Consider the following 15,542-nt stretch of genomic DNA (forward strand, 5'->3'; position numbering starts at 1 on the left):
GTGCGCGCGGTGCCCACAGGGGTAGCCGTCACGTATCGGGGTACCGGTTCAAGGTCACAGAACCGATGGGTAATGAGCGGCCTCGGATATGGGCATGGTTGGATGCGAAGGAGGCCCCGGGGAGCGGGGCCGAGGGGGCTGCGCGAGGCAAGGAGCAGCAGGGGGCGCCGGTCATCGGGCTGAGCCCGGCGGCAAACTGTGGCAGGTTGTCGAGTGAGCCCTCGGCCGTCCACCGGACGGCACCAAGGAAGCAATCGGCAGGCGGGAATCGTGAAGATCTTCGGCAAGGTACGGCACCGGCCCTCCGCCTCGTGGCGGCAGGCGACCGACCGCGCTTTCACGCTGATCGGCGACGGCCGTTACGAGGACGCGGGCGCGCTGCTCACCCGCGCCGCCGACATGGAGCCGTGGCTGTCGGAGTCCTGGTTCAACCTCGCCCTGCTGCACAAGTTCCGGCACGACTGGGAGCAGGCGCGCACGGCCGGACTGCGCGCCGTCGCCCTCCTGGAGCGCGAGGCCGGAGCCCCCGACTGGTGGAACGTGGGCATCGCGGCCACCGCCCTGCAGGACTGGCCGCTGGCCCGGCGCGCCTGGCAGGCGTACGGCCTGCACGTCCCCGGCGAGGGCGCGCCCTCCGGAGAGCCGCGCGGCATGCAGCTGGGCAGCGCCGCGGTCCGCCTCTCGCCCGAGGGCGAGGCCGAGGTCGTCTGGGGCCGCCGGCTGGACCCCGCCCGCATCGAGGTGCTCTCCATCCCGCTGCCGTCCTCCGGGCGCCGCTGGGGCGAGGTGGTGCTGCACGACGGCGTACCGCACGGCGAGCGCACGACCACGGCCGGGCCCTCCTACCCCGTCTTCGACGAGATCGAGCTGTGGGCGCCCTCGCCGGTGCCCACCTGGGTCGTCCTCCTCGAGGCCGCCGGCGAGGCCGACCGGGACGCCCTCGAGCGGCTGGCCGCGGACGCCGGGTACGCCGCCGAGGACTGGTCCTCCTCCGTCCGCCTGCTGTGCCGCACGTGCTCCGAGAGCCGGATGCCCAGCGACGAGGGCGAGGGCGAGCACCTGGACCCGCACGACCACAGCGAGCCCGGCCATCCGGGCCCGCTCGGGCACCGCACGGCCGGCTCCGGCTCCCTGTGGGTGCCCGAGCGTGAGTGCGGCATCGCCGCGCCCGCCGGGCTGGTGCGCGGCCTGCTGGACGGCTGGGTGGCCGACAGCCCGGACACCCGCGAGTGGCGGGACCTCGAAGAGGTCTGCTGAGCCGCCACGAGCTGTGTCGGCGGGCGCACGGCGGGCCCCCGTACCCTGTACGGGCAGCTAAGAAGAATCTTTGCGGAACATCGCGGAAGGCGTGCGGCGGACATGGCGCAGCAAACTGGGTTTGATCAGGACGGCGATCAGCAGGTGGACACCGAGTTCATCGACGACGTGACCGACGCGGACGCGCGCGAGAAGGCGTACCGCGAGCGCGGCACCTCCCGCCCGATCACCGTGGTCGGCAATCCGGTGCTCCACAAGGAGTGCAAGGACGTCACCGCGTTCGACGACGAGCTCGCGCGGCTCGTCGACGACATGTTCGCCTCCCAGCGCACCGCCGAGGGCGTGGGCCTGGCCGCCAACCAGATCGGCGTCGACCTGAAGGTCTTCGTCTACGACTGCATGGACGACCAGGGCGTACGCCACGTCGGCGCGGTCTGCAACCCGGTCCTGGACGAGCTGCCGGCCGACCGCCGGGTGCTGGACGACTCCAACGAGGGCTGCCTGTCGGTCCCCGGCGCCTACGCCGAGCTCCCGCGGCCCGACTACGCGGTGGTGCGCGGCCAGGACATCGAGGGCAACGCCATCGCCGTCGAGGGCACCGGCTACTTCGCGCGCTGCCTGCAGCACGAGACGGACCACCTGTACGGATACCTCTACATCGACCGCCTCTCCAAGCGCGACCGCAAGGACGTCCTGAAGCAGATGGCAGAGGGCGAACCGCGCTACCCGGTCGTCGCCAACGACTGACGCCCCGCGTACATCCGGCGCCGCCCCCGAACGGAACACCCGTTCGGGGGCAGCGCGGTTTCCGGCAGCCGTGCCAGAAGTCCGGCAGCCGTTCTAGAACTCGTCGTCGAAGGAGACCGAGCCCTCGACCGCCACCTGGTACGCCGAGGCGCGGCGCTCGAAGAAGTTGGTCAGCTCCTGGACGTTCTGCAGCTCCATGAAGGAGAACGGGTTCTCCGAGCCGTACACCGGTGCGAAGCCGAGCCGCTGCAGCCGCTGGTCGGCCACGCACTGCAGGTACTCCCGCATCGACGCCGTGTTCATGCCCGGCAGGCCGTCGCCGCACAGGTCCTCGGCGAACTGCAGCTCGGCCTCCACGGCCTCCTTCAGCATGTCGGTGACCTGCTGCTCCAGCTCCGCGTCGAACAGCTCCGGCTCCTCCTCGCGGACGGTGTCCACGACGGAGAACGCGAAGTTCATGTGCATGGTCTCGTCGCGGAAGACCCAGTTCGTCCCCGTCGCCAGGCCGTGCAGCAGGCCCCGCGAGCGGAACCAGTACACGTAGGCGAACGCACCGTAGAAGAACAGCCCCTCGATGCAGGCCGCGAAGCAGATCAGGTTCAGCAGGAAGCGGCGGCGGTGGGCCTTGGTCTCCAGCCGGTCGATCTTCTCGACGGAGTCCATCCAGCGGAAGCAGAACTGCGCCTTCTCGCGGATGGACGGGATGCTCTCGACGGCGGCGAACGCGTCGGCGCGGTCGTCCGGGTCGGGCAGGTACGTGTCCAGCAGCGTCAGATAGAACTGGACGTGCACGGCCTCCTCGAAGAGCTGCCGGCTCAGGTAGAGCCGCGCCTCGGGGGAGTTGATGTGCTTGTAGAGAGTGAGGACCAGGTTGTTCGACACGATCGAGTCGCCGGTCGCGAAGAAGGCGACCAGCCGGCCGATCAGGTGCTGCTCGCCCGGCGACAGCTTGGCGAGGTCGGCCACGTCGGAGTGGAGGTCGACCTCCTCCACGGTCCAGGTGTTCTTGATCGCGTCGCGGTAGCGGTCGTAGAAGTCCGGGTACCGCATCGGACGCAGCGTCAGCTCGAAGCCCGGGTCGAGGAGGTTCTTGTGCGTCGCGCCGACGGTGTGGGTGGCGGCGGCGCTCTCGGGTGCGGTGGTCATTACTGGCATGCCTCGCAGGACTCGGGGTTCTCCAGGGAGCAGGCGATCGCCTCGGGGTCGGTCGCCTGCTGGGGTACGGGGGCGGCGGCGGCCGTGCCGCGCGCGGACTGCGCGATCCGGGTCGCCGGGCGGGACCGCAGGTAGTACGTGGTCTTGATGCCGCGCTTCCACGCGTAGGCGTACATCGAGCTGAGCTTGCCGATGGTGGGCGCCGCCATGAAGAGGTTCAGGGACTGGCTCTGGTCCAGGTAGGGAGTGCGGTCGGCGGCCATGTCGATCAGCGCGCGCTGCGGGACCTCCCAGGCCGTGCGGTACAGCGCGCGGACGTCCTCCGGCACCCATTCCAGGTCCTGGACCGAGCCGTTGGCCTCGCGCAGCGCGTCACGGGTCCGCGCGTCCCACAGGCCCAGCGCCTTGAGCTCCTCGATCAGGTACGCGTTGACCTGCAGGAACTCCCCGCTCAGCGTCTCGCGCTTGAAAAGGTTGGAGACCTGCGGCTCGATGCACTCGTACACGCCCGCGATGGAGGCGATGGTCGCGGTGGGGGCGATCGCCAGAAGGAGTGAGTTTCGCATGCCGGTCGCCGCGATACGGGTGCGCAGCGCGGCCCAGCGGTCGGCCCAGCGGGGCTCGGCATTGGGGTAGTGGTCGGGGTGCAGCACGCCGCGGGCGGTGCGGGTCGCCGCCCAGTTCGGGTGCGGGCCGTGCCGCTCGGCGAGGTCGGCGGACGCCTCGTACGCGGCGAGCATGATCCGCTCGGAGATACGGGTGGACAGCTCGCGCGCCTCGGGGGAGTCGAACGGCAAGCGCAGCCGGAAGAACACGTCCTGGAGGCCCATCAGGCCCAGTCCCACCGGTCGCCAGCGGGAGTTGGACGCGCCGGCCTGCTCGGTCGGGTAGAAGTTGATGTCCACGACGCGGTCGAGGAAGGTGACGGCCGTCCGGACCGTGGCGTCCAGCTTGGCCCAGTCCAGCTCGCCGTCCGCGCCCAGGTGCGCGGCGAGGTTGACGGAGCCGAGGTTGCAGACGGCCGTCTCGCCGTCGTCCGTGACCTCCAGGATCTCCGTGCACAGGTTCGAGGAGTGCACGACCCGGCCCGGCTCGGCGGTCTGGTTCGCGGTGCGGTTGGCGGCGTCCTTGAAGGTCATCCAGCCATTGCCGGTCTGCGCCAGGGTCCGCATCATGCGGGCGTACAGCGTCCGCGCGGGGACGGCCTTGATCGCTTTTCCGTCGGCCTCCGCCTGCCGGTACGCGGCGTCGAACTCCGCGCCCCACAGGTCCACCAGCTCCGGCGCGTCCGCCGGCGAGAACAGCGACCAGTCCTGGTCCGCCTCGACCCGGCGCATGAACTCGTCCGGGATCCAGTGCGCGATGTTCAGGTTGTGCGTACGCCGCGCCTCCTCACCGGTGTTGTCGCGCAGCTCCAGGAACTCCTCGATGTCCGCGTGCCAGGTCTCCAGATACACGCAGGCGGCGCCCTTGCGGCGGCCGCCCTGGTTCACCGCGGCGACACTCGCGTCGAGGGTCCGCAGGAACGGCACGATGCCGTTGGAGTGCCCGTTGGTGCCGCGGATCAGCGAACCGCGGGCGCGCACCCGGGAGTACGAGAGGCCGATGCCGCCCGCGTGCTTCGAGAGGCGCGCGACCTGGTGGTAGCGGTCGTAGATCGAGTCCAGCTCGTCCAGCGGCGAGTCCAGCAGATAGCAGGAGGACATCTGCGGGTGGCGGGTGCCGGAGTTGAAGAGCGTGGGGGAGGAGGGCAGGTAGGAGAGCGTGCTGGTCAGCGCGTACAGCGCGGCGACGTCCTGGACGGCGCGGTCCGAGTGGTCCTCGGCCAGGCCGCAGGCCACGCGCAGCAGGAAGTGCTGCGGGGTCTCGATGACCTTGCGGGTGATCGGGTGCCGGAGGAGGTAGCGGGAGTAGACCGTGCGCAGGCCGAAGTAGCCGAAGCGGTCGTCGGCGCCGTCCTGGAGGGCCGCCTCGACCAGCGCGTCCAGCGTGGCGGCGTGCGTCCGGACGAACTCCGCCGTGCCGTCGGCGATCAGACCCTCGCGGTGCCCCGTGGCGACCGAGGCGGCGAAGCCCGTCGCGCCCTGGCTCGCGGCCTCCTCGGCGACCGCGGCGGTCAGCAGCCGGGCGGCCAGCTTGGAGTACTGCGGCTCATCGCCGATCAGCCCGGCCGCGGCCTCCATCGCCAGCTCGCGCAGCTCCGCCGCGTCCGAGCCGGCGTGCCGGCCGCGCAGCGCGGCCGCGGCGACCTTGCCCGGGTCGGTGGCCGGCAGGTCGGCGGTGAGGTCGGTCAGGGTGCGCAGCAGGGCCGTACCGGGGCCGTCGTCGGGCCGCGCGGTCGTCGCCCGCGCCTCCTGTGCCGCCCGCTTCTCCTGTGCCGCCTGCGCCTCTTGTGCTGACTCCGCTGGCGCGATGGTCACCTTGTGCTCTCCTCACTCGGCTGGGGCCGGGGGAGGGCGGTCGGAGGCGTACGGGCAGCCGCGCCGGAGCCCTGCCGGGCACGCGGGCACACCACGCAGCGTCCACCGGCCCATCCCACGGAGCCCGGACGTCTCGACGCCCGCACCGGAACGGATACGGACGTACCGTCGGCAGGTCCTCGGACTCGGCGAGCGCGGCACAAATGCCCACTCAGCACACCGTTGCGGGACAGTTCCGGATTCGCACCGGATTCCCCTGCGGCGACAGCGAGCACGAGCATACATCTTGTGTCGCCCCGCGCGAGCGTTCCCATATCTTGTGTCGCGACGCTGCTGTCCGTGCAGCCGTACGCACGGATGGTCACCCCTGCGAAGGCGTCAGCTCCCGGGCGAACGTCAGCAGCGGGCCGGCGTCCGGTATCGGATGCCAGTCGCGGTCCGGGGTCCGCGTGAACCCCAGGCGACGGTAGATGCGGTGCGCGCTGAGCATCGAGCGCTGGGAGGACAGCACGAGACGTGCGCAGCCCTCGGTCTCCCGCGCACGTTCCAGACACGCGCGCACCAGCGCCTCGCCCGCGCCTCTGCCGCGTGCCTCCTTCGCGACCGCCAGCATCCGGAACTCCGCCTCGCCCGGCCGCGCGATGTCCGCCCACGGACCGCCCGCCGGCACGAACGTCACCCCGCCCAGCACCTCGCCGTCCGCCACGGCCACCAGCACCTCCGCCTCGGCGGCCCGCCGCGCCACGTCCCGCAGCAGGGGCAGATAGCCGTCGTCCTCCCCGAAGTCGAGCAGCCCGTCACCGAGATACGCCTGGGCCGTGATCTCGCCCAGCCACGCGTGCTCCTCCGTACGTATCCGCCTGACCACGATGTCCATGGGATCCATGCGCTCAGTGTGCACCGGGGGTACGACAACGGGCCGCCGGTTTCCACCGGCGGCCCGTCGGCCGTCATGAGCTCAGGCGGGACTCTGCGGTCACGACCTAGTGGGCGGCGCCCGCCGTGGCCGGCGGCAGGTCCACCTGGACGCCCTTGTCACCGGCGTCCGCCGTGTAGTCCTCGGGCGAGGTCTCGTCGATGCCGGCAGGGGCCTTCACGGCCCGCAGGACGACCGTCAGGACCACCGTCACCAGGACGTTGAGCACGAACGCGGTCAGGCCGATGTAGCCGATCTCGCCGATCCCGGGGATCTCCGCGTTCGAGCCGCCGAAGTGCTTCTGCGTGGGGCTCGCCACGCCGTACGCCGCGACCGTGCCGTACACCATGCCGACCGCCCAGCCGGCGAGCAGCGCCCAGCGGTGGAACCAGCGGGTGAACAGGCCGCCCACCAGCGCCGGCATGGTCTGCAGGATCCAGATGCCGCCCAGCAGCTGGAAGTTGATCGCCACCGTCTTGTCCATCGTCAGGACGAACGCCAGCGCGCCGACCTTCACCAGCAGCGACACCAGCTTGGCGACCTTGTGCTCCTGCGCGGGCGTGGCGCCCGGCTTGAGGAAGTCCTTGTAGATGTTGCGGGTGAAGAGGTTCGCCGCGGCGATCGACATGATCGCGGCGGGCACCAGCGCGCCGATGCCGATCGCGGCGAACGCCACGCCCGTGAACCAGTCGGGGAACATGTTCTCGAACAGCTGCGGGATCGCCAGCTGCCCGTTCTGCACCTTGATCCCGGCCGCGATCGCCATGAAGCCCAGCAGCGCGAGCAGGCCGAGCATCAGCGAGTACAGCGGCAGGATGGTGGTGTTGCGGCGGATCACGTTACGGCTGCGCGAGGAGAGCGTGGCCGTGATCGAGTGCGGGTACATGAACAGCGCCAGCGCCGAGCCGAGCGCCAGCGTCCCGTACGCCCACTGCGCGTTGGGGCCGCTCGCCAGCTCGCCGCGCGGCTTGCCGGTGGCCGGGTTCGTCTGCGCGAAGGCGTCGCCCGCCGTGTGGAAGATGTGCTCGAAGCCGCCCAGCTTGATCGGGATGTAGATGATCGCCACCGCGATGACGAGGTAGATCAGGCCGTCCTTGACGAACGCGATCAGCGCGGGCGCGCGCAGCCCGGAGGAGTAGGTGTACGCGGCCAGCACGCCGAAGGCGATCAGCAGCGGCAGGTCCTTGATGAACCAGTTCGTGCTCTCGCCGCCGCCGACGCCCATCACGTCCAGGACCGCCTGGATGCCCACGAGTTGCAGCGCGATGTACGGCATCGTGGCGAGGATGCCGGTGAGCGCGACGGCCAGCGACAGGGCCTTGGAGCCGAAGCGGCCGCGCACGAAGTCCGAGGTGGTGACGTACCCGTGCTTGTGCGACACCGACCACAGCCGCGGCAGGAACGTGAAGATCAACGGGTAGACGAGGATCGTGTACGGCACGGCGAAGAAGCCGGCCGCCCCCGCCGCGTAGATCGCCGCGGGCACGGCGACGAAGGTGTACGCGGTGTAGAGGTCGCCGCCCAGCAGGAACCACGTCACCCACGTACCGAAGCTGCGGCCGCCCAGGCCCCACTCGTCGAGGTTGTCGGACTGGTCGGCCCTGCGCCAGCGGGCGGCCAGGAAGCCCATGACCGTCACGGCGATGAAGAAGAAGATGAAGACGGCCAGCGCGATGCCGTTCACGCCGCCGGTCGCGTCCGCCGCGAGCGCGCTTCCGGCCGGGATGGTCGGGGTGGCCGGGGCGACCGAGGTGGCCAGGAAGTTCGTTGCCGTGGTCATCACTTCGACGCACCGTCCTTACGGGCGCGAAGCCCGCGCTGCTCACGCTGCACGAGCTTGTACGCGGTCATCGTCAGCGCCGTCGAGATCAGCACCCACAGCATCTGGTACCAGTAGAAGAACGGGATGCCGATCAGCGTCGGTTCGACCTTCGCGTACGAACTCACCCAGAGCATCGCCACGAACGGAGCGAGCAGGCAGAGGCCGGCCACCACGCGCGTGGGCGTGACGATCGGCCCGGAACGGGGTGTTTCGGCTGGCTCTGACATATCCGCTGCTCCATCCCTGGCGATCACATATGTAAGGCCAGGAAATCTAAGCGCCCAAAGCTCCCGCCGTCACCAGCTGTCCGCATATCGGTACGGAAACGGTTTGGGTGGCGGGGGCGGGAGGGGGCGGGGCGGCGTGGGGGCTGCGCTTCGGGGGGGCTCCCCCCCGCCCCCACCCCACCCCCACCGCCTCCTCCTCAGCCGCCCCCCCGCTCAGCAGCAGCGGAAGCCCGAGCGGGGGTCGGCCTCCTGCGCGTCCGTCCTGCGGCGCTCGAACTCGGCGCGGGTGGGCACCGGGGCGTCCGGGGCGTGCCGGCGGAGATGCTCGACGTACCGGTCGTACGCCGACTCGCCGGTCAACTCCCGTACGTACCACCGGACCCCGCGCCCCCACCGGGCCACCGTGGCCACCCACCGGACCCCGCGCCCCCACCCAGCCGCCGTGCCCGCCCACCGGGCCATCCCGGCCGCCCACCGGGGCGTTCCGTGTGCCGTCCGTGCCGGGCCGCTCACCTCCTCGCCTCCGCGTTCCCGGCCGCCGCCAGCTCCGCCTTCTCCTCCGGTGTGGCCATCAGGCCGGCCGGGGCGACGAGGCGCGAGGCGACGTACGGGGCTTCGTGCAGCGGGGTCGCGTCCGGCGTGCGGAGGTGGCGTATGCACATGCGGGCCGCGTCGGCGATCACCACCACGATCAGCAGGGCCAGTACCGCCGACAGCACCCCGTCCACCGTGGAGTTGGTGACGACCGTGTGCATGTCGTCCATCGTCTTCGCGGGCGGCAGCACCTTCCCGGCGTCGATCGCGTCCTGATAGACCCCGCGCTGCGTGAAGAACCCCACCTTCGGGTCGCCGGAGAACACCTTCTGCCAGCTCGCGGTCAGCGTGACCACCGCGTCCCAGGCCAGCGGTATGCCCGTGATCCAGGCCCACTTGACCCGGCCGGACTTCACCAGCAGCGTCGTGCACACGGCCAGCGCCACCGCCGCCAGCAGCTGGTTGGAGATGCCGAAGATCGGGAAGAGCTGGTTGATGCCGCCCAGCGGCTCGTGGACGCCCACCCACAGGAAGTACCCCCACAGGCCGACCACGGCCGCACTGCAGAGCAACAGGCCGGGCTTCCAGCTGATGTTCCGGAACGGCCTGTACGCGTTGCCCAGCATGTCCTGGAGCATGAAGCGGCCCACCCGCGTGCCCGCGTCCAGCGCCGTGAGGATGAACAGCGCCTCGAACATGATCGCGAAGTGGTACCAGAACGCCTTCATCCCGGCGCCGCCGACCACCTGCGAGAAGATCTCCGACACCCCGATGGCCAGTGTCGGCGCGCCGCCCGTGCGGGACAGCAGCGTCTGTTCCTCCACGGCCTTGGCCGCGGCGGCCAGTTGGTCGGGCGAGATCGAGTAACCGAGGTGCGCGACCGCTTGGGACGCGGACTGGACGGAGTCGCCGATGACGCCGGCCGGTGCGTTCATCGCGAAGTACAGCCCCGGGTCGATGATGGAGGCGGCCACCAGCGCCATCACCGCGACGAACGACTCCATGAGCATCGAGCCGTACCCGATCATCCGGATCTGGGTCTCCTTCTGCACCATCTTCGGCGTGGTGCCCGAGGAGATCAGCGCGTGGAAGCCCGACAGCGCGCCGCAGGCGATCGTGATGAACGCGAAGGGGAAGAGGGAGCCGGCGAAGACCGGGCCGTCGCCGCGGCTCGCGAAGTCCGTCACCGCGTCCATCTTCAGCGTCGGGAGCGCGATCACCACGCCCACCGCCAGCAGCCCGATCGTGCCGATCTTCATGAAGGTGGAGAGGTAGTCGCGCGGTGCGAGCAGGGTCCAGACGGGGAGCGCCGAGGCGATGAAGCCGTATGCCACCAGCCAGATGACCAGGGTCTTCGGCTGGAGCGTGAAGGCGTCGGCCCAGGAGGACTCCGCGACCCAGCGGCCGCCGACGAGGGCGAGGAGCAGCAGCGCGATGCCGATGAGGGAGACCTCGGTGATCCGGCCGGGCCGGAGGAAGCGCAGGTAGCCGCCCATGATGAGGGCGATGGGGATCGTCATGCCGATGGAGAACGTGCCCCAGGGGGACGCGGCCAGCGCGTTGACGATCACCAGGGCCAGTACGCCCAGCAGGATGATCATGATGGCGAAGGCGGCGAGCAGCGCGGCGGCCCCGCCGAACGGGCCGATCTCCTCGCGCGCCATCTGGCCCAGCGACTTCCCGTCCCGCCGGGTGGAGAAGAAGAGGACCACCATGTCCTGCACGGCGCCCGCGAACACCACCCCGGCGATGATCCAGATCGTGCCCGGGAGGTAGCCCATCTGCGCCGCGAGCACCGGGCCGACCAGGGGGCCCGCGCCCGCGATGGCCGCGAAGTGGTGGCCGAGCAGGACGCGGCGGTCGGTGGGGTGGAAGTCGATGCCGTTGTTCAGCCGCTCGGCGGGGGTGGCGCGGGTCTTGTCCACCCGCAGCACGCGCGTCGCGATGAAGCGCGAGTAGAAGCGGTAGGCGATGGCGTACGTGCCGAGGGCTGCGGCCACCATCCAGGCCGCCGACACCTGCTCGCCGCGGCCCAGTGCGAGCAGGGTCCAGCCGGTGGCGCCGATCAGCGCAACGGCTGTCCAGATGGCGATCGTTCGCGGTGATGTGGTGCGCACTGGCCGTCCTCCCGTCCGACGGTGACGGAAGGACCGTAGAGCAGGAATTGTGACGTGCGCTACACCCTGTGGATAACCCGGGTGACGGGGATGTGTGCTTCCGCTTCTCCCGCCCCGTACGACGGCTTTCGCCCGCCGCCCGTACGGCCGCGCCCGGCTCCGTGCCGCTAGTCGTTCGGCCGCTGCAGGCGCGCCACGAACTTGTACCGGTCGCCGCGGTACACCGAGCGCACCCACTCCACCGGTTCGCCCTGGGGGTCCAGGGAGTGCCGGGAGAGCATCAGCATCGGCAGGCCCACGTCCGTGCCCAGCAGCGTGGCCTCGCGCGGGGTGGCGAGGGACGTCTCGATGGTCTCCTCGGCCTCCGCCGGGCGGACGTCGTAGACCTCGGCGAGCGCGGTGTAGAGCGAGGTGTACTTGACCAGATTGCGGCGCAGGGCGGGGAAGCGCTTGGCCGACAGGTGCGTGGTCTCGATGGCCATCGGCTCGCCGCTGGCCAGCCGCAGCCGTTCGATGCGCAGCACCCGGCCGCCCGCCGCGATGTCCAGCAGCCCGGCCAGCCGGTCGTCGGCCGTGACGTATCCGATGTCCAGCAGCTGCGAGGTGGGTTCCAGGCCCTGGGCGCGCATGTCCTCGGTGTAGGAGGTCAGTTGCAGCGCCTGGGAGACCTTGGGCTTGGCGACGAAGGTGCCCTTGCCCTGGATGCGTTCCAGCCGTCCCTCGACGACCAGTTCCTGCAGGGCCTGCCGCACGGTCGTCCGTGAGGTGTCGAACTCCGAGGCCAGCGTGCGCTCGGGCGGTACGGGGGTGCCCGGCGGCAGCGTCTCGGTGATCTCCAGCAAATGCCGCTTGAGCCGGTAGTACTTGGGCACCCGCGCGGTGCGTGCGGTTCCGCTGCCGGACTCCGCGCCGGCCCCGTCGGTCTCCATGACCCGCCCTTCCGACTCCACTCGTGCTGTCGTCACCGGCTCCTCCATGCGTAGCGGCTCACATCGTGGCACGGGTGGGGTGCCGATGCTCCCTCGCAGGTCCGCGCCTGCCGGATGTCGGTCCGGTAACGGAGCCGACTGCGACTCTTATACACCTCTTGACACCCCTAAAGGTCTAGGCCAAGCTGCGGGCACTGGTCTAAACCATTAAAGACCACACCCAGCCATTAGGGGAGTGTGCTGTGAAGCGTGGGCTGATCGCGGCGACGGCAGTCGCGGGAATGCTGGTAAGTGTCGCGGCCTGCGGGTCCGGCACGTCGGCGGGGGCGGACGACAAGAGCCTCACCATATGGGTCATGGACGGCTCCACCCCGCCGGGCTGGACGAAGGACGTCACGGCCGCCTTCGAGAAGAAGACCGGCGCGAAGCTGAACATCGAGATCCAGAAGTGGAACGGTATTCAGCAGAAGATCACCACCGCGCTCTCCGAGGAGAACCCGCCGGACGTCATCGAGGTCGGCAACACCCAGACCTCCGCCTACGCCAAGACCTCCGGCCTGGCCGAACTGGACGACCTGAAGAAGGGGATCGGCGCCGACTGGACGCCGGCCCTGAACAAGTCGGCCGTCTACCAGGGCAAGCAGTACGCCGCCCCCTGGTTCGCCGCCAACCGCGTCGTCGTCTACAACAAGAAGATCTGGGCCGAGGCCGGCATCGAGGACACGCCGAAGACCCGCACCGAGTTCTTCAAGGACCTGGACCTGATCCGGAAGAAGACCGACGCCGAGCCGCTCTACATGCCCGGCCAGAACTGGTACTTCTTCGACGGCCTGACCATCGGCACCAAGGCCGACCTGGTCAAGAAGCAGGGCGGCAAGTGGGTCTCCAACCTCGCCGACCCCAAGGTCGCCAAGGCCATGGACATCTACAAGCAGTACCAGTCCTTCAGCAAGGCCCCGAAGGACAAGGACGAGGCCACCCCGCAGCAGGGCGAGGTCTTCGCCAAGGGGAAGACCGGCGCGTTCATCGGCATGGGCTGGGAGTCCGGGATCGCCATCAAGGCCAACCCGAAGATCGAGAAGGACATCGGCTACTTCACCATCCCCGGTGAGACCGCCGGCACGCCGGAAGGCGTCTTCCTCGGGGGCTCCAACCTCGCCGTCGCCGCCGGCAGCCAGAAGCAGGACCTGGCCAAGAAGTTCCTGAAGGTCGCGCTCTCCGACAAGTACGAGGGACAGCTCGCCCGGGAAGGCGGCGTCATCCCCAACAAGGAGTCGCTGCAGAGCGCCCTGAAGGGCAACCCCGCGGCCGAGGCGGCGGCGCCCGCCGTCGCCGGCGGCGGCACCACCCCGCTCATCCCGGAATGGGGCGCCGTGGAGAACCCGCCCAACCCGATCAGGACGTACATGACCGCCGTCCTGAACGGAAAGGACGCCGCGGACGCCGCCCAGCAGGTCGAGGGCGAATTCAACAAGCGGCTCAGCCAGCAGCAGTAGGCACCGGCTCCTGCCGGGGGACCGCTCCGTCCCCCGGCAGGAGCGTCGCCGGGGAGGGCGCGAGAAGAGATGGCAGCCATGTCAGTGCAGAGCAGACGGGCCGGGAAAACGCCCGGCACCGCCGGGAACGGGGGGACCGGCGGCCCGCCCCGGCCACCGCTGCGGCCACGCGCGCGGACGGCCGGCCGCGCGCCGTACCTCCTGCTGCTGCCCGCGCTCGCCGTCACCGCGGTCTTCCTCGGCTACCCCCTGATCACCAACGGCGCGCTGTCGTTCCAGAACCTCAACATGGGGCAGCTCATCCGGCACGCCACCGAATGGAACGGCACCGACAACTACCGGCAGATCCTCGGCAACGCGGAATTCTGGCGGGTCTCCCTCCGCTCTCTCCTCTTCACCGCTGCCAACGTCGCCCTCACGATGGGCATCGGCACCCTCATCGGCCTGCTCCTGGCCCGGCTCGGCCCCCGTATGCGGCTCACCCTCATGTTCGGGCTCGTCCTGGCCTGGGCCATGCCCGTCATCGCCGCCACCACCGTCTACCAGTGGCTCTTCGCCCAGCGCTTCGGCGTCGTCAACTGGGTACTGGACCGGCTCGGGTGGCACGACATGGCGGACTTCAACTGGACCGGCAGCCAGTTCTCCACCTTCTTCGTCATCACCGTCCTGGTCGTCTGGCAGTCCGTGCCCTTCGTCGCCGTCAACCTCTACGCCGCGACGACCACCATCCCCACGGAGCTCTACGAAGCGGCCGCCCTCGACGGCGCCGGCGTGTGGAAGAGCTTCACCTCGGTCACCCTGCCCTTCATCAGGCCGTTCCTCTACGCGACGACCTTCCTCGAAGTCATCTGGGTGTTCAAAGCCTTCACCCAGGTGTTCGCCATCAACGAGGGCGGCCCGGACCGGCTCACCGAGATCCTCCCCGTCTACGCCTTCATCGAGGGCATGGGCAACCAGCACTACGGCATGGGCGCGGCCATCTCGCTGCTGACCATCCTCATCCTGCTCGTACTGACCTCGTACTACCTCCGGATCGTGCTCCGGCAAGAGAAGGACGAGCGATGAAACGCACTCTCTTCGGCCGCGTCTGGCCCAACGCCACGGCCCTGGTCCTGACCGCCGGCTTCCTCTTCCCCGTCTACTGGATGTTCAGTACGGCGCTGAAGCCGACCGGCGACATCATCAGCGAGGACCCCGTGTGGTTCCCGCTCACCCCGACCCTCGAACACTTCCGCACCGCCGTCGGCGCCCCGCACTTCTGGCGATACGTCGGCAACTCCGTCACCGTCACGGTCCTCGCCGTGGGCATGTCGCTCGTGATCGCCATGCTCGCGTCCTTCGCGATCGCACGGATGCGCTTCAAGGGCCGCCGCGGCGTGATCGTCACCTTCATGATCGCCCAGATGGCGCCCTGGGAAGTGATGGTCATCGCGATCTACATGATCGTCCGGGACGGCTCCATGCTGAACAGCCTGCTGCCCCTCACGTTCTTCTACATGGTCATGGTGCTGCCCTTTACGATCCTCACCCTCCGCGGCTACATCGCGGCCGTCCCCAAGGAGCTGGAGGAATCCGCCATGGTCGACGGCTGCTCCCGCCCCCAGGCGTTCGTCAGGATCATCCTCCCGCTGCTCGCCCCCGGGCTGATGGCCACCTCGCTCTTCGGCTTCATCACCGCCTGGAACGAATTCCCCCTCGTCCTCATCCTCAACAAGCAGACCGAGGCCCAGACCCTGCCCCTGTGGCTCTCCGGCTTCCAGACCAACTTCGGCGACGACTGGGGCGCCACCATGGCCGCCGCCTCCCTCTTCGCCCTCCCCATCCTGATCCTCTTCCTCTTCCTGCAGCGCAAAGCGGTCGGCGGCCTCACCTCGGGCGCGGTGAAGGGATGACGCGGACGCCCGCCTGCCTCCGCGCCGGCG

At 69.9% G+C, this 15,542-nt stretch carries 13 protein-coding genes and 1 riboswitch; of the genes, 5 read left to right on the forward strand and 8 right to left on the reverse strand.

The features are described from left to right. The first annotated feature begins 270 nt into the window (after window positions 1–270). The gene (locus tag ACZ4MH_RS17875) at window positions 271–1,257 is read left to right on the forward strand and encodes a tetratricopeptide repeat protein (protein ID WP_031067431.1); all 987 of its coding nucleotides are present in this window, start codon (window positions 271–273) and stop codon (window positions 1,255–1,257) included. 102 nt (window positions 1,258–1,359) lie between these two features. After that, the gene (def, locus tag ACZ4MH_RS17880; protein ID WP_351591992.1) at window positions 1,360–2,004 is read left to right on the forward strand and encodes a peptide deformylase; all 645 of its coding nucleotides are present in this window, start codon (window positions 1,360–1,362) and stop codon (window positions 2,002–2,004) included. A gap of 93 nt (window positions 2,005–2,097) precedes the next feature. Here the strand turns inward: def and ACZ4MH_RS17885 are convergent, their stop codons facing one another. The 8 genes from ACZ4MH_RS17885 to ACZ4MH_RS17920 all read right to left on the reverse strand — a co-directional run bounded on the left by ACZ4MH_RS17885 (window position 2,098) and on the right by ACZ4MH_RS17920 (window position 12,124). Further along, complete coding sequence (locus ACZ4MH_RS17885) at window positions 2,098–3,150, reverse strand: ribonucleotide-diphosphate reductase subunit beta (protein WP_351591989.1); 1,053 nt, start codon at window positions 3,148–3,150, stop codon at window positions 2,098–2,100. Then, a complete protein-coding gene (locus ACZ4MH_RS17890; RefSeq protein ID WP_351591986.1) occupies window positions 3,150–5,579 on the reverse strand; it encodes a ribonucleoside-diphosphate reductase subunit alpha in 2,430 nt (809 codons plus the stop codon). Before ACZ4MH_RS17890 ends, ACZ4MH_RS17885 begins: the two co-directional genes overlap by 1 nt. Window positions 5,580–5,732: 153 nt before the next feature. Continuing rightward, a riboswitch (cobalamin riboswitch) is annotated at window positions 5,733–5,864 on the reverse strand. Between the two features lie 76 nt (window positions 5,865–5,940). Then, a complete protein-coding gene (locus ACZ4MH_RS17895) occupies window positions 5,941–6,456 on the reverse strand; it encodes a GNAT family N-acetyltransferase (RefSeq protein WP_351592019.1) in 516 nt (171 codons plus the stop codon). A gap of 106 nt (window positions 6,457–6,562) precedes the next feature. After that, window positions 6,563–8,179, reverse strand: a complete 1,617-nt coding sequence (mctP, locus tag ACZ4MH_RS17900; protein ID WP_467754575.1) for a monocarboxylate uptake permease MctP — start codon at window positions 8,177–8,179, stop codon at window positions 6,563–6,565. Between the two features lie 95 nt (window positions 8,180–8,274). Further along, complete coding sequence (locus tag ACZ4MH_RS17905; RefSeq protein ID WP_351591983.1) at window positions 8,275–8,544, reverse strand: DUF3311 domain-containing protein; 270 nt, start codon at window positions 8,542–8,544, stop codon at window positions 8,275–8,277. A gap of 213 nt (window positions 8,545–8,757) precedes the next feature. Next, complete coding sequence (locus tag ACZ4MH_RS17910; protein ID WP_467754576.1) at window positions 8,758–9,006, reverse strand: YbdD/YjiX family protein; 249 nt, start codon at window positions 9,004–9,006, stop codon at window positions 8,758–8,760. 47 nt (window positions 9,007–9,053) lie between these two features. Next, window positions 9,054–11,195, reverse strand: a complete 2,142-nt coding sequence (locus tag ACZ4MH_RS17915) for a carbon starvation CstA family protein (protein WP_351591977.1) — start codon at window positions 11,193–11,195, stop codon at window positions 9,054–9,056. A gap of 167 nt (window positions 11,196–11,362) precedes the next feature. Next, window positions 11,363–12,124, reverse strand: a complete 762-nt coding sequence (locus ACZ4MH_RS17920; RefSeq protein ID WP_351592014.1) for a GntR family transcriptional regulator — start codon at window positions 12,122–12,124, stop codon at window positions 11,363–11,365. Between the two features lie 242 nt (window positions 12,125–12,366). Here ACZ4MH_RS17920 and ACZ4MH_RS17925 point away from each other — a divergent pair, with 242 nt between their 5' ends. The 3 genes from ACZ4MH_RS17925 (at window position 12,367) to ACZ4MH_RS17935 (ending at window position 15,512) form a co-directional block, all read left to right on the forward strand. Beyond that, window positions 12,367–13,620, forward strand: coding sequence for an extracellular solute-binding protein (locus tag ACZ4MH_RS17925; RefSeq protein ID WP_351591974.1), 1,254 nt, complete (start codon window positions 12,367–12,369; stop codon window positions 13,618–13,620). Between the two features lie 78 nt (window positions 13,621–13,698). Then, complete coding sequence (locus ACZ4MH_RS17930; protein ID WP_467754577.1) at window positions 13,699–14,685, forward strand: carbohydrate ABC transporter permease; 987 nt, start codon at window positions 13,699–13,701, stop codon at window positions 14,683–14,685. Continuing rightward, the gene (locus ACZ4MH_RS17935; protein WP_351591968.1) at window positions 14,682–15,512 is read left to right on the forward strand and encodes a carbohydrate ABC transporter permease; all 831 of its coding nucleotides are present in this window, start codon (window positions 14,682–14,684) and stop codon (window positions 15,510–15,512) included. The genes ACZ4MH_RS17930 and ACZ4MH_RS17935 overlap by 4 nt, the downstream gene beginning before the upstream one ends. Window positions 15,513–15,542: the final 30 nt, after the last annotated feature.

It is taken from the genome of Streptomyces sp. NPDC026301, from assembly GCF_055567935.1.

Coding starts and splice junctions, on each gene's coding strand:
- def (WP_351591992.1), top strand. CDS start 1,360: ATGGCGCAGCAAACTGGGTTTGATCAGGACGGCGATCAGCAGGTGGAC.
- ACZ4MH_RS17885 (WP_351591989.1), bottom strand. CDS start 3,150: ATGACCACCGCACCCGAGAGCGCCGCCGCCACCCACACCGTCGGCGCG.
- ACZ4MH_RS17895 (WP_351592019.1), bottom strand. CDS start 6,456: ATGGACATCGTGGTCAGGCGGATACGTACGGAGGAGCACGCGTGGCTG.
- ACZ4MH_RS17905 (WP_351591983.1), bottom strand. CDS start 8,544: ATGTCAGAGCCAGCCGAAACACCCCGTTCCGGGCCGATCGTCACGCCC.
- ACZ4MH_RS17910 (WP_467754576.1), bottom strand. CDS start 9,006: ATGGCCCGGTGGGCGGGCACGGCGGCTGGGTGGGGGCGCGGGGTCCGG.
- ACZ4MH_RS17920 (WP_351592014.1), bottom strand. CDS start 12,124: ATGGAGACCGACGGGGCCGGCGCGGAGTCCGGCAGCGGAACCGCACGC.
- ACZ4MH_RS17930 (WP_467754577.1), top strand. CDS start 13,699: ATGTCAGTGCAGAGCAGACGGGCCGGGAAAACGCCCGGCACCGCCGGG.
- ACZ4MH_RS17935 (WP_351591968.1), top strand. CDS start 14,682: ATGAAACGCACTCTCTTCGGCCGCGTCTGGCCCAACGCCACGGCCCTG.